This is a genomic window from Sphingomonas sp. Leaf4, assembly GCF_920939515.1.
In the GTDB taxonomy this organism is placed as follows: domain Bacteria; phylum Pseudomonadota; class Alphaproteobacteria; order Sphingomonadales; family Sphingomonadaceae; genus Sphingomonas.
Window position 1 is genome coordinate 229,283 of the sequence record NZ_CAKLBB010000005.1, and the last position, 13,887, is coordinate 243,169.

A 13,887-nucleotide genomic window follows, 5' to 3' on the forward strand; every position below is an offset into this window, starting at 1 on the left:
CCATGGTTTGGGGTAAAGCCTGCCCGATTTTCAGGCAGTTCCCATGACCCTCGCTCCCATCCATATCGGTGATGTCGTGATCGACACGCCGGTGATCCTCGCGCCGATGACCGGTGTCACCGACCTGCCGTTCCGCAAGATGGTGCGGCGGCATGGATCGGGCCTCAACGTCACCGAAATGATCGCCAGCCAGGCGGCGATCCGCGAGACGCGCCAGTCGATCCAGAAGGCGATGTGGGACCCGGCGGAAGAGCCGGTGTCGATGCAGCTCGTCGGCTGCACGCCGTTCGAGATGGGCGAGGCGGCGAAGCTGGCCGAGGACAAGGGCGCGGCGATCATCGACATCAACATGGGCTGCCCGGTGCGCAAGGTGACGAACGGCGATGCCGGATCGGCGCTGATGCGCGACCTGCCGCTCGCCGCCGATCTGATCGCGGCGGTGGTGAAGGCGGTCGACGTTCCCGTCACCGTCAAGATGCGGATGGGCTGGGACCATGCAAGCCTCAACGCCCCCGAACTGGCGCGCATCGCCGAGGATCTCGGCGCGCGGATGGTCACGGTCCATGGCCGCACCCGCAACCAGATGTACCGTGACACCGCCGACTGGGCGTTCGTCGCCAGCGTGAAGGACGCGGTCAAGGTGCCGGTGATCGTCAACGGCGACATCTGCTCGGTCGACGACGCCCGCACCGCGCTGGCGCAGTCCGGCGCGGACGGGGTGATGATTGGGCGCGGTGCCTATGGCCGGCCGTGGCTGCTGGCGCAGGTCATGGCCGCGCTGTCGGGCGGGGCCGAACCAGCCGATCCGTCGATCGAGGAGCAATATCACCTGATCGTCGAGCATTATCACATGATGCTCGACCATTATGGCGAGGAAACCGGCGTCAACATGATGCGCAAGCACATCGGCTGGTACACCAAGGGGCTGCACGGATCGGCCGAGTTCCGCAACAAGGTGAACCAGCAACCGGACGCCCGCACCGTCCTTGCCATGCTCGCCGATTTCTATGCGCCGTGGTGCTCGCGCGCGGCGGCCTGAGCGCCGCCGAGGGCGCGCCGCCGTTCGCCGATCTGTTCGCGGCGCTGCCCGTCGCGACGATCGTGCTGGACGAGGCGGGCTGCGTCGCCCACGCCAACAGCGCCGCCGAACTGCTGCTGAACCTCTCCGATCGCTCGATGCGCGGGTTGTCGCTGTCGCAGATCATCACGCTGCCGCCGGGCTATGGCGATCAGCGCGACGGACATGGTTTTGCCAGCTACGAATGCGAGTTGCGGTTGCGGCGTGGGGGCAGGCTGCGCGCCGATTTCCACGAAACACCGGCCGGGCACGGATCGCCGTGGCGGATCGTCATGCTCTATGGCCTGCGCGCCATGCCCGCCGCGCCGCGTGCCGCCGGGGCACGGGCGGCGGCCGGAGCGGCGGCAATGCTCGGCCATGAGATCAAGAACCCGCTGTCGGGCATTCGCGGCGCGGCGCAGTTGCTGGCCGACGAGGTCGACGACCGTGGCGTCCTGACCGACCTCATCATCACCGAGGTCGATCGGATCGCCGCGCTGATCGACCGGATGGAGGATTTCACCGACGCCCGCCCGCGCGAGCTGACCGTGCAGAACATCTATCCGGTGATCGCCCATGCGGTGCAGCTCGCCACCGCCGGCTTCGCGCGCGGCATCGTGATCGAGGAGCGGTTCGACCCGTCGCTGCCGCCGGTGCGGATCGATCGCGATGCCTTTGTCCAGGTGCTGGTCAATCTGCTTAAGAACGCCGCCGAGGCATTGGCGGACACGCCCGATCCACGGATCGTGGTCGGCACCGCCTATCGCCACGGCATGTCGCACGGCGTCGGCGGTGGCGCACGGCGGGCGGTGCCGATCGAGCTGAGCGTCGGCGACAACGGCCCCGGCGCGCCGAGCGACATCGCCGGGCATCTGTTCGAACCGTTCGTATCGGGCAAGCGCGAGGGCAGGGGGTTCGGCCTGCCGATGGTGGAGAAACTGATGGCGGAGATGGGCGGAACCGTGGGCTATGCCCGCGAAGGCGATCCCGAATGGACCATATTCCGCATCCGGTTGCCGCGCGCATGACCCAACCGGCGCGTATCCTGTTGTGCGACGACGATGCCGCGATCCGCACGGTGGTGGCGCAGGCGCTCCGCCGCGAGGGGCATATGGTCCAGTCGGTCGCGACCCTCGGGCAGTTGCGGGCGCAGTTGCGGGCCGAGGCGCCCGACGTGCTCGTAACCGACGTGGTGCTGCCCGATGGCGATGGCCTCGAACATGCGACTGCGCTCGCCGCCGAAATGCCCGACCTGCCGGTCATCGTGCTGTCGGCGCAGAACACGCTGACCACGGCGGTCCGCGCGACCGAGGCGGGAGCGTTCGACTATCTGCCCAAGCCGTTCGACCTCGACACGCTGGCGCTGGCGGTGCGCGGCGCGCTCGCCCGGCGGCGGCGTGGCCCCGACGAGGCACCCGTCGATTCGATCGACGCATCCCTGCCGCTGATCGGCCGGTCCGCTGCGATGCAGGACGTGTACCGCGTGATCGCCCGCGTCGTCGCCACCGACCTGACCGTGCTGGTGACGGGGGAATCGGGGACCGGCAAGGAACTGGTCGCCCGGGCGATCCACGATCTCGGTCGCCGTGCGCGTGCGCCGTTCATCGCGCTCAACATGGCCGCGATCCCGCGCGAACTGATCGAGGCCGAACTGTTCGGCCATGAACGCGGCGCCTTCACCGGTGCGGCACAACGATCGGCCGGCAAGTTCGAACAGGCGGCGGGCGGCACGCTGTTCCTCGACGAGATCGGCGACATGCCGATGGACGCGCAGACCCGGCTGCTGCGCGTGCTGCAATCGGGCGAGTTCACCAGCGTCGGCGGCGCGCGGGTGATCCGTGCCGACGTGCGCATCGTCGCGGCGACCAACAAGACGCTGGCGGCGCAGGTCCAGTCGGGCCAGTTCCGCGAGGACCTGTTCTACCGGCTGAACGTCGTGCCGATCGCGCTCCCACCCTTACGCGAACGACGGCAGGACGTGGCGCTCTTGGCCCGCCATTTCCTCGACCGCGCCGGGCAGGAAGGGCTACCCCGCAAAACGCTGTCGGCCGAGGCGCTGGCGCTGCTCGAGGCGCATGACTGGCCCGGCAACGTGCGCGAACTCGAAAATCTGATGCGGCGGCTGGCGGTGCTCGGCCGTGACACGACGATCGAGGCCGGCGAACTGCGCGGCGCGCTGGGCGAGGGTGGCCTGCGTCCCCCCGCCGTCGACATCGACCTGCACGAAGCGGTACGCGGCTGGCTGCGCCGCATCGCGCGCGAGGAGCCGGTGACGCTGGAAAACGGCACGCTCTACGACCGGCTGATCGCCGATGTCGAACGCCCGCTGATCGAAGCGATGCTCGACCGCCACGGTAACAACCAGTTGCGCGCGGCCAAGGCGATGGGGCTGAACCGCAACACGCTGCGCAAGCGGCTCGACGATCTGGGCATCGATCCGGCACTGCGCCCCTATCAGAACGAACGATAACGCACGTAAGCGATTTGACGTGCGTTGCCGCGCGAATGTTGTAAAACGGCAACTATGGTTGCAGCGTTGATGGAAGCGGATCGCGCCCCACGCAGTTCGGCGCGCTGGTTCCCGGCGATCGAGCTGATCGTGCTGGCCGTGGCGCTGGCGATCGGCATCGGCAGCTATTTCCTGATCGACGGCACGCAGGACGCCCGCAAGAGCCTGCCGCCACCCGAACAGATGGCGGGGTTGCTGGTCGCCAACCTTATCCCCGCGATGGCGCTGCTGGTCCTTGCCGGGCGCCGGGTCGCGATGCGTCGCGCGGCACGCTCCGAAATCGGCGGCACCGGTACGCTGCACGTCCGGCTGGTCGCGCTGTTCTCGATCCTCGCCAGCGTGCCGTTGCTGCTGGTGACGGTCGGCGCGTCGTTCGGGTTTCAGGTCGTCGCCGAATTCTGGTCGTCCGAGCGCGCGCGCGGCATTTTCGAAAATGCGCAGTCGGTTGCCCAGTCGTCCTACAATGATTTCCTGAATTCGGTCGATGCGCAGAATGTCGCGGTCGCGTCCGACATCCAACGGATGCTGTTCGTCAATCGCTACAAGCCGTCCGATCCGATGTTCGGGATCATCTATCAGCAGAGCATCAGCGCGCGGGGGTTGACCGATTCGGTGCTGTTCGAAATTCCGGCGGACGGCCGCCCTGTCTCGCTCGCCTCCGCCTCGATTTACGAGGGGCCGCTGCGCTGGAGCATCGATCCACGATCGGTGACAGCGCTGGGCAAGGGCAAACGCAGCGACGTTCGCGAACGTGACGGCATGGTCCAGTCAGTGACGCGAATCCCCAACACACCCTATCTGCTCTATTCGGGGCGCGATCTCGACCTCAAGACCTATACCGACCGGCGTGATCGTACCCGGGCGATCCTGTCGGATTACAATGCGTTGCTTGATCGGTCGCGCGTCGTCCAGTTGCGGCTCTATGTCGCGCTGTTCGTCGTGTCGTTGCTGATCGTCGGGCTGGCGGTGTTCGTTGCGCTGGCGGTCGCCGACCGGCTGGTCCGCCCGGTCGGCGCACTGGTCGGCGCGGCGCGGCGCATCGCCGACGGCGATCTGACCGCGCGGGTGGCCGAACCCGGCAAGCGCAAGAAGGACGAGATCGCCACGCTCGCCAGCGCGTTCAACAGCATGACCGAACGGTTGCAGGAACAGACCGGCGAGCTGGTCGCGGCCAATGCCCAGATCGACAGCCGCCGCGCTTTGATCGAGGCGGTGATGTCGGGTGTCAGCGCCGGTGTGGTGTCGGTCGGGCGCGATGGTACGATCCGACTGGCCAACAGCTCGGCGACGGCGCTGCTCAAGACCGGTCCGGCTCCGCTCGCCGGCCGGTCGCTGCGCGAGGTCGCGCCCGAACTTGACCAGTTGCTGGCGGGCGACAAGCAGGACGCGACCATTCAACTGGCGGCGGCGGGCGAGGCCAAGACGCTCGCGGTCCACATTACCCGCGACGACGGCCAGCATATCCTGACCTTCGACGACATCACCCAGCAATTGCTCGACCAGCGCCGCGCGGCATGGTCCGACGTGGCGCGGCGGATCGCGCACGAGATCAAGAACCCGCTGACCCCGATCCAGCTTGCTGCCGAGCGGCTCCAGCGCCGCTATGGATCGAAGCTGACCGCCGACGACGGCACCTTCGCCCGCCTGACCGAGACGATCGTCCGGCAGGTCGGCGACCTGCGGCGGATGGTCGATGAATTTTCGTCGTTCGCGCGGATGCCCAAACCGGTGTTTCGCAGCGAATCGATCACCGAACTCGCGCGGCAAAGCCTGTTCCTCCACGAGGTCGCCCATCCCGAAATCGACTTCGTGCTGGAAAACGACGGCCCGGCCACCCTTGTGTGCGATCGGCGGCAAATGGCGCAGGCGATGACCAACATCGTCAAGAATGCGACCGAAGCCGTTGCCGTACGCGGAGAAAATGCGCCGCGTGGCCGCATCGCGATCGATATTCGGGTGATGGCGAACGGCCATCTGCGGATCGACACCAGCGACAACGGCATCGGCCTGCCCGCCGAGCGCGACCGGATCGTCGAACCCTATATGACGACGCGCAAGGGCGGCACCGGGCTGGGGCTGGCTATCGTCCGCAAGATCGTCGAAGAACATTTCGGAACCATATCGTTCGCCGACCGTCCCGGAGGAGGGACGATCGTTTCCATCATCCTCGACCCCGTGATGCTCGCCGCGCTGGCGAACGACGACGGGGTGGCGGACGACAATGTGCAGGAGGTTACGACGCGCCACCCCATGCTTACCCGGACCGGATTTACGTCATGAAACTCGACATTCTCGTCGTCGACGACGAAGCCGATATTCGCGAACTCGTCGCCGGTGTGCTGGAGGACGAAGGCTATGACACGCGCAGCGCCGCCGACAGCGACGCCGCGCTGGAAGCGGTCGCCGCCCGGCGGCCGTCCTTGGTGCTGCTCGACGTCTGGCTTCAGGGGTCGCGGCTCGACGGGCTGGAACTGCTCGACGAGTTGAAGGCGCGCGATCCGTCGCTGCCGGTGCTGGTCATTTCGGGGCATGGCAATATCGATACGGCGGTGTCGGCGATCCGCCGTGGTGCGGTGGACTTCATCGAAAAGCCGTTCGAGGCCGAGCGGTTGCTGTTCCTTGTCCAGCGTGCGACCGAAACCGAACGGCTGCGGCGCGAGGTCGCCTCGCTGCGTGCCTCGGCGGGGCGTGAGGACGACCTGACCGGCAGCTCGACCGCGATCAACGCGGTGCGCGCGACGTTGAAGCGGGTCGCCGGCACCGGCAGCCGCGTGCTCATCACCGGTGGGGCGGGGGTCGGCAAGGAAGTCGCCGCCCGGCTGCTCCATGGCTGGAGCCAGCGCGCACAGGCGCCGTTCGTGGTCGTCAGCGCGGCGCGGATGACGCCCGAGCGCGTCGACGAGGAACTGTTCGGCGTCGAGGAAGCCGGCAATCTCGTCCGCCCCGGCCTGCTTGAACAGGCGCACGGCGGCACCCTGTTCCTCGACGAGATCGCCGACATGCCGATCGCGACGCAGGCGCGCATCCTGCGCGTCCTGACCGATCAGAGCTTTTCCCGTGTCGGCGGCACACGGGTGGTGAAAGTCGACGTCCGCGTCGTCTCGGCGACCGGGCGCGATCTGCAACAGGAGATCGTCGACGGTAATTTCCGCGAGGATCTCTACTACCGGCTGAACGTGGTGCCGGTGCAGATTCCGTCGCTGGCCGAACGCCGTGAGGATATTCCGCCGCTGGTCGAGCATTTCGTCGCGCATTATGCCGCCGAACGCCGCGTCTCGACGCCCGAGGTCGCGGCCGATGCGATGATCGCGCTGCAAAGCTACGAATGGCCGGGCAACGTCCGCCAGTTGCGCAATGTCGTCGAGCGGACGGTCATTCTGGCACCGGGCAATCGCATCGCCCGCATCGACATCGACCTGTTGCCACCCGAGGTCTTGGGGTCTGCCGGGGATGGTACGGGCGGGGCGAGCAACAGCGCGATCATGGGATCGCCGCTGCGCGAGGCGCGCGAATCGTTCGAGCGCGAGTATCTGCGGGTGCAAATCCGGCGCTTCTCGGGCAATATCTCGCGCACCGCGACCTTCATCGGCATGGAGCGATCGGCATTGCACCGCAAGCTCAAGCTGCTGGGGATCACCGAAACGCGCGGCGACGAATAGCGTATTGCTGGACATTGCCGCCGTATGTCCGGCATCCTATTTTACAATTCCGCACCAAAGGGGTGCGGCAATCCGGCGTCGGATACCGGCGCTATGCGGAATAAGAGTTCCGCCAAGAACAAGGGCAAGCCATGGCCGACAGGCAGGGGTCGCTTCAAGACCTGTTTCTCAATTCATTGCGCCGGTCGAAGACACCGGTCACGATGTTTCTCGTCAAGGGCGTGAAGCTCCAGGGCATTGTAACGTGGTTCGACAATTTCTCGGTGCTGCTGCGTCGCGACGGCCAGTCGCAGCTCATCTACAAGCATGCCATCTCGACGATCATGCCATCGGGTCCCGCCGATCTTGCGTCGGTGATCGAAGCGGCGGCCGAACATTCGTCGAAGAACGCGCCGTTGCAGGAAATTTTCCTGAATGCCGTTCGCAAGGCGCGTGAGAATGTCACGATGTTCCTCGTCAATGGGGTGATGTTGCAGGGGCAGATCGCGGCGTTCGACCTGTTCTGCATGCTGCTCCAGCGCGACGGCATGTCGCAGTTGGTATACAAGCATGCGGTATCGACGATTCAACCGGCCAATCCGTTGAATCTGGCAGAGGAACAGGCGTTGGGAGCGGACGAGGCTTGAGCACCGGTTTCGATCGCGACGCACAGGAATTCACTCGGGGCGCCAGCGCGATCGTCGTGCTGCCCGACATGGGCGGATCGGCCCGCGATGCCGATGCCCGGCTGGAGGAAACCGCCGGTCTGGCGCTGGCCATCGGTGTCGAGGTTCGGCACCGCGTGCCTTTCCGCGTCCGCGCGCCCAAGCCCGCTACGCTGATCGGCAGCGGGCAGGTCGATCAACTCGCCGCGATCGTGCGGGATGAGGACATCCAGCTTGCCGTGTTCGATGCGGCGCTGACGCCGGTGCAGCAGCGCAATCTCGAAACCGGGCTTGGCTGCAAGGTCATCGACCGTACCGGGCTGATCCTCGAAATCTTCGGCGAGCGTGCGCGTACGGCGGAGGGCCGGCTACAGGTCGAACTGGCCCACCTCGACTATCAGGCCGGTCGACTGGTGCGGAGCTGGACCCACCTTGAACGGCAGCGTGGTGGCTTCGGCTTTCTCGGCGGTCCGGGCGAAACCCAGATCGAGGCCGATCGTCGCCTGATCCGCGACCGGATGGCGCGGCTGCGGCGCGAACTCGACGGCGTGTCGCGGACGCGGACGCTGCACCGCGATCGGCGCCAGCGTGCGCCATGGCCGGTAGTGGCGCTGGTCGGCTATACCAATGCGGGTAAATCGACGTTGTTCAATCGGCTGACCGGGGCAGGGGTGATGGCGGAGAATCTGCTGTTCGCCACGCTTGATCCCACGCTGCGGCAAATATCGTTGCCGGGCATCGACAAGGCGATCCTGTCCGACACGGTGGGCTTCGTGTCCGACCTGCCGACCCAGTTGGTCGCGGCGTTCAAGGCGACGCTGGAAGAAGTCGTGTCGGCCGACCTGCTGATCCATGTCCGCGACGTCGCCCACCCTGATACCGACGCACAGGCGGCGGACGTCGAGGCGGTATTGCGTGAGATCGGCGTAGATGAAACCACCCCGCGTATCGAGGCATGGAACAAGCTCGATCTGCTCGACGAGGATACTCGAATCGAAATGGTGGGGGAGGCGGCGCATCGCGATGATGTCGTTGCGCTCTCGGCGCTGACCGGGGAGGGGGTCGATCGCCTTGTCCGCACAGTCGGCGATCGATTGACGCAGGGGCATCGCCGCTTCCGCATCGCGCTGGCGCCGGAAGATGGCGCGAGTGCCGCATGGCTCCACGCGCATGGTGAAGTCGTCGATCACTGGATCGACGGGGAGCGGGCGCTGTACGACGTGCGCATGGCCCCGGCGGACTATGACCGGTTCCTGACCCGATAGGGCGGGGCCGGGGAGTCCACCAGACTCCGAAAACGACCCGCCGGGAGTCGCTGAACAGGTTTTGGAATGCTACCTATCGTTCCAGAGCCATCCGACTCCAGCAGGCGTTTTCGGCGGATCGGTTGAAACCGGGTGTCAGGGCAGGGATCCAAGCTGTTGTTTTGCCTGGACCCACGCAGCTTCCTGTTGTTCCAGCGATCGTTCGGCAAAGTACGGATCGCTGGCTTCCATCGCTGCAAAGCGCTGCTCGAACTTGGCGTTGGCGGTGCGTAACGCCGCCTCGGCATCGATCCCCAGATGCCGCGCCCAGTTGACCACCGAGAACAACAGATCCCCGACCTCCCCGGCGCGATCGTCCGGCACGGCCGTCTCCACCTCGCGCAATTCCTCGTCGATCTTGGCGCGCGGCCCCGCCGCGTCGGGCCAGTCGAAGCCGACCCGTGCCGCCCGCTTCTGCAACTTCTCCGCCCGGCTGAGCGCCGGCAGTCCCAGCGCCACGCCTGCCAGCGCGCCGGCCGGCCCGGCTTTCGCGGCGCGTTCGGTGGCCTTGATCTGTTCCCACATCGGTTGGCCGCCGGTGGCGGCGTTGCCGAAGATATGCGGGTGGCGGCGTTCCATTTTTTCGCTGATCGCGGTGACGACGTTGCTGAGGTCGAACAGGCCGGCTTCCTCGGCGATGCGGCTGTGGAAGACGACCTGGAGGAGCAGGTCGCCGAGTTCGTCCTTCAGATCGTCGGTATCGCCGCGGGCGATCGCGTCGGCAACTTCATAGGCTTCCTCGATCGTATAGGGTGCGATCGTCGCGAAGCTTTGCGCGCGGTCCCATTCGCAGCCGTTCACCGGGTCGCGTAAGCGGGCCATGATTGCGACGATCCGTGCCGTTACATCCGTCATTGCGCTAGTCCGATAATCAACATTATGTAAAATTATTGGCTTTGGTTCGAAAACGTCGAGTTGCCGATATTCAACTTCGAACTTCCCTCAAGGATCAACGTGCCTCGTTCCACCCGCCAGCCATCGAGGCGTGACAGGAAGTTCATGCCGATCACGTCGAAGCGGCCGAACGTCGGCGAGATCACCACGCCGAGGTCGCGCGTTTCGAGGCCGCCGAGCCGAACGGTTTCGGCGACACCGCGTTCGGCGCGGATCGCGCCGTTGGCGGTGTTGAGCAGTACCGGCGGGCTTCGACGCGGTTCGATGCCGGCGGCGCGTGCCGTGTCGTCGGAGATCGCGGTGATCGTCGCGCCGCTGTCGATCAGCATGCGGCGTTCGACACCGTTCAGCCGGACCGTTGCCCAGTAATGGCCATCGGCCGAGGCGCGGATGCGGACGGTGTCGCCGTCGACGGTCTGTTCGGCGCCGCCGATGCGTTCGTTGAGGCCGGCGAAGGCCGTGGCGATGCGGTCGCGCTGAGCGATCACGACATAGACGATGCCGGCGATGACGATCCAGCCGATGACGGCGCGCAGCACATCGCCGATCGACGGACGCCTGGCGATCAGCGAGGCCAGCGGCAGGACCAGCATCGCCAGACCGAAGATCAGCCAGAGCGTGCGATCATCGGTCACAGCGCGACTTCCAGCCCGTCGTACCCTGGCTCGATCCCCGCCGGCAGTGTCGTGGCGAGCGTTGCATAGTCCATCGAATGATCCATGTGGATCAGGATCGACCGCCCTGCCCGCACGGCTTTTGCAAAGTCGATCGCCTCGGCCAGCGACGGATGCGTCGGGTGCGGTTTGACTCGCAAGGCGTCGACGACGAGGACGTCAACGCCTTCATACAGGCTGCGCATATCGTCGGTTACCGCGCTGAAATCGGTGGCATATCCGATCGAATGGCCGCCGGTATCGAAGCGTAGCCCGGCGGACAGGATCGATCCGTGCGGTTGATCGGTACAGCGCACCCGGATCGGCCCGACGGTCAGCTCGTCGGGCAGCAATGCGCCGGCGATCGTCGGGCGATAGCCCGCCCTGCCCGCGAACGCATAGTTGAACCGCGCCTTCAGGCTTTCGAGCGTGTCGGCGCGGGCATAGCCCCGGACCGGTTCGCCGCGATTGTGGAACAACTGCCGCAGATCGTCGATGCCGTGACAGTGATCGGCATGGTCGTGGGTCCACAGCACCGCATCGACATCGGCGACGTCGGCCGCCAGCAACTGCTCGCGCATGTCGGGGCCGGTGTCGATCAGGATGCGGGTGCCGTCCGCCTCGATCAGCGCCGAGACGCGGGTCCGGCGGTTGCGCGGGTTGGTCGGGTCGCAGGCGCCCCAGTCGTTGCCGATGCGCGGCACCCCCGAGGACGTTCCCGATCCGAGGATGCGCAGCTTCACGCGCGGGTTTTCGCGAACAGGCGGTGAAAATTCTCGTAGGTCGTCTCGGCGAGCGTATCGGCATCCTCGCCGCGCAGGTCGGCCAGAAACCGGCAGGTGTCGGCGACAAATGCCGGTTGGCCCGGCTTGCCGCGATGCGGGACGGGGGCGAGGAACGGCGCGTCGGTTTCGATCAGCAGCCGCTCGATCGGCAGCGACCGCGCAACCGCCTGTAGATCCTGCGCGCTCTTGAAGGTCACGATGCCCGAGATCGAGATGTATAAGCCGAGATCGATCGCGGTGCGGGCAAGCTCGGCCGACCCGGTGAAACAGTGGAGGACGCCGGGAAAGGCCCCCTTCCCCAGCTCGTCGCGCAGGATGTCGGCGGTGTCGGCCTCGGCATCGCGGGTGTGGACGACGATCGGCAGCCCGGTTTCGCGGCAGGCGGCGAGGTGGGCGCGGAAGCTCGATTGCTGGGCGGCGCGGTCGCTATGGTCGTAATAATAGTCGAGGCCGCTTTCGCCGATGCCGACGATGCGGGGGTGCGCGGCGCGTTCGACCAGTTTGGCGGTGTCGATATGCGGATGCTGGTCGGCCTCGTGCGGGTGGATGCCGACCGTAGCCCAGACATCGGCCTCGCGCTCGGCGGTGCCGACCACCGCGTCCCACTCGCTCTCGCGGGTCGCGATGTTGAGCATCGAGGCGACCCCGGCGGCGCGGGCGCGGGCGAGGACCTCGCCCTGCTGTTCCGCGACGCCCTTGTAGTTCAGGTGGCAGTGGCTGTCGGCCAGTTTCATGCGGCGGGGGTTTCCTCGATCGTCAGTCGGGGAAAGATGGGGGTCGGCGGGGCGATGCGAAAGCCCTCCGCTTGTGCAGCCGCGTACCAGCCATGGTCGCCGAGCAGCGCGTGCGGCGTTTCCCCCTGCCCCAGTTGCGCGAGCAGCTTCGCGGCCGATGCGGGTACGACCGGATAGATCGCCACGGTAAGATCGCGGATCGCGCGGACCAATGTGCCGAGGACGGCGTGCATCCGGTCGGGATCGGTCTTGCGCAGCGCCCACGGAGCCTGCACGTCGATATACTGGTTGCAGGCGAACACGCCGCGCATCCATGCCTCCAGCGCCTGTGACAGCGCGAGATCGTCGAACGCGCGGGCGAAGGCGGCGTTCGCCTCGGCGATGACGCCCAGCAGTTCGGCGTCGGCGGGATCGCCGCGCCCGTCGGCGGGCAGTTCGCCGCCGAGGTTCTTGGCGATGAACGACAGCGTGCGCTGGGCAAGGTTGCCGAAGCTGTTCGACAGATCGCTGTTGGCGCGCGCGACGATCGCCTCGTCGGAGAAGGTGCCGTCATGGCCGAAGCTGATGTCGCGCAACAGAAAATAGCGCAGCGCGTCGACGCCGTAGAGTTCGGCGAGCTGCATCGGATCGACGACGTTGCCGGTCGACTTCGACATCTTTTCGCCTCGGTTGAGCAGGAAGCCGTGGCCGAACACCTTGTGCGGCAAGGGCAGTTTGGCAGACATGAGGAACGCGGGCCAATAGACCGCGTGAAAGCGGACGATGTCCTTGCCGATCAGGTGCAGCGCGGCGGGCCAATATTTGTTGGTTGCGTCCGGGTAGCCCGCGCCGGTCAGATAGTTGGTCAGCGCATCAACCCAGACGTACATGACATGGCCGGGGCTGTCGGGCACCGGCACGCCCCAGTCGAAGCTGGTGCGCGATACCGACAGGTCGGTCAGGCCCCCCTCGACGAAGCGCAGCACTTCGTTGCGACGGCTTTCGGGCTGGATGAAATCGGGGTTGGCGGCGTAGAAATCGAGCAGCGGCTGCTGGTATTTCGACAGGCGGAAGAACCACGTCTCCTCGGCGGTCCATTCGACCGGCGTGCCCTGCGGCGACAGGCGTACCCCGCCCTCGCCGTCGGTCAGTTCCTTTTCCTCGTAGAACGCCTCGTCGCGGACCGAATACCAGCCCTCGTAGCGGTCGAGATACAGGTCGCCGGCATCCTGCATCGCCTGCCAGATCGCCTGCGACGCGGCATAATGCTCAGGCTCGACGGTGCGGATGAAGCGGTCGCACGAGATGTTGAGTTTGCCCGACATCTCATGGAAATAGCCCGACATTTCATCGGCCAGCGCGCGGACCTCGACGCCGCGGTCGCGCGCGGTCTTGACCATCTTCAGCCCGTGTTCGTCGGTGCCGGTCTGAAAGAACACGTCGCGCCCCGCCTGCCGCTGGAACCGGGCGATGGCGTCGGCGGCGATCATCTCATAGGCGTGGCCGATGTGCGGCCGGCCGTTGGGATAATGGATCGCGGTGGTGATGTAATAGGGTTCGGACATAGCCGAGCGCTCTAGGGTCCTGCCCCAGAAACGGCAATGGTCGGGAGTCGATGCCATCTGCTTATCCAAGACGGATTCTGCATTGCTCCCCTCCCTGACAAGGG

At 66.3% G+C, this 13,887-nt stretch carries 11 protein-coding genes and 1 pseudogene; 7 read left to right on the forward strand and 5 right to left on the reverse strand.

Going from position 1 to position 13,887, the window contains the following annotated elements:
- The first annotated feature begins 43 nt into the window (after positions 1-43).
- From dusB to hflX, 7 genes and pseudogenes are all read left to right on the forward strand, one after another.
- Positions 44-1,039 (forward strand): tRNA dihydrouridine synthase DusB, encoded by a 996-nt coding sequence (gene dusB, locus LRA89_RS09355; RefSeq protein WP_056494880.1) that lies wholly within the window; start codon positions 44-46, stop codon positions 1,037-1,039.
- Positions 1,015-2,085: a two-component system sensor histidine kinase NtrB gene (locus LRA89_RS09360; RefSeq protein WP_056494883.1), complete on the forward strand. Its 1,071-nt coding sequence runs from the start codon at positions 1,015-1,017 to the stop codon at positions 2,083-2,085. The genes dusB and LRA89_RS09360 overlap by 25 nt, the downstream gene beginning before the upstream one ends.
- On the forward strand, positions 2,082-3,527 hold the full coding sequence (ntrC, locus tag LRA89_RS09365) for a nitrogen regulation protein NR(I) (RefSeq protein ID WP_230770018.1): 1,446 nt from the start codon (positions 2,082-2,084) through the stop codon (positions 3,525-3,527). The genes LRA89_RS09360 and ntrC overlap by 4 nt, the downstream gene beginning before the upstream one ends.
- 54 nt (positions 3,528-3,581) lie before the next feature.
- Complete coding sequence (locus LRA89_RS09370) at positions 3,582-5,846, forward strand: sensor histidine kinase NtrY-like (protein WP_230769930.1); 2,265 nt, start codon at positions 3,582-3,584, stop codon at positions 5,844-5,846.
- Complete coding sequence (ntrX, locus tag LRA89_RS09375; RefSeq protein ID WP_055756229.1) at positions 5,843-7,225, forward strand: nitrogen assimilation response regulator NtrX; 1,383 nt, start codon at positions 5,843-5,845, stop codon at positions 7,223-7,225. Before LRA89_RS09370 ends, ntrX begins: the two co-directional genes overlap by 4 nt.
- Positions 7,226-7,347: 122 nt before the next feature.
- Positions 7,348-7,851 (forward strand): annotated as a pseudogene (gene hfq / locus LRA89_RS09380) (RNA chaperone Hfq); the annotation flags it as partial.
- The gene (gene hflX / locus LRA89_RS09385) at positions 7,848-9,134 is read left to right on the forward strand and encodes a GTPase HflX (protein ID WP_230769931.1); all 1,287 of its coding nucleotides are present in this window, start codon (positions 7,848-7,850) and stop codon (positions 9,132-9,134) included. The pseudogene hfq and the gene hflX, both read left to right, overlap by 4 nt.
- Before the next feature lie 135 nt (positions 9,135-9,269).
- Here the strand turns inward: hflX and mazG are convergent, their stop codons facing one another.
- Genes mazG through metG form a run of 5 tightly spaced genes read right to left on the reverse strand, consistent with a single transcriptional unit; the run spans position 9,270 to position 13,783 of the window.
- A complete protein-coding gene (mazG, locus tag LRA89_RS09390; protein ID WP_230769932.1) occupies positions 9,270-10,028 on the reverse strand; it encodes a nucleoside triphosphate pyrophosphohydrolase in 759 nt (252 codons plus the stop codon).
- Positions 10,029-10,060: 32 nt separating this feature from the next.
- Complete coding sequence (locus tag LRA89_RS09395) at positions 10,061-10,702, reverse strand: retropepsin-like aspartic protease family protein (protein WP_230769933.1); 642 nt, start codon at positions 10,700-10,702, stop codon at positions 10,061-10,063.
- Positions 10,699-11,463 carry an MBL fold metallo-hydrolase gene (locus LRA89_RS09400; protein ID WP_230769934.1) on the reverse strand — a complete coding sequence of 255 codons (765 nt, stop codon included), beginning with the start codon at positions 11,461-11,463 and terminating at the stop codon, positions 10,699-10,701. The genes LRA89_RS09395 and LRA89_RS09400 overlap by 4 nt, the downstream gene beginning before the upstream one ends.
- Positions 11,460-12,239 carry a TatD family hydrolase gene (locus LRA89_RS09405; protein WP_230769935.1) on the reverse strand — a complete coding sequence of 260 codons (780 nt, stop codon included), beginning with the start codon at positions 12,237-12,239 and terminating at the stop codon, positions 11,460-11,462. Before LRA89_RS09405 ends, LRA89_RS09400 begins: the two co-directional genes overlap by 4 nt.
- Positions 12,236-13,783 carry a methionine--tRNA ligase gene (gene metG / locus LRA89_RS09410; protein WP_230770019.1) on the reverse strand — a complete coding sequence of 516 codons (1,548 nt, stop codon included), beginning with the start codon at positions 13,781-13,783 and terminating at the stop codon, positions 12,236-12,238. Before metG ends, LRA89_RS09405 begins: the two co-directional genes overlap by 4 nt.
- Positions 13,784-13,887 lie beyond the last annotated feature (104 nt).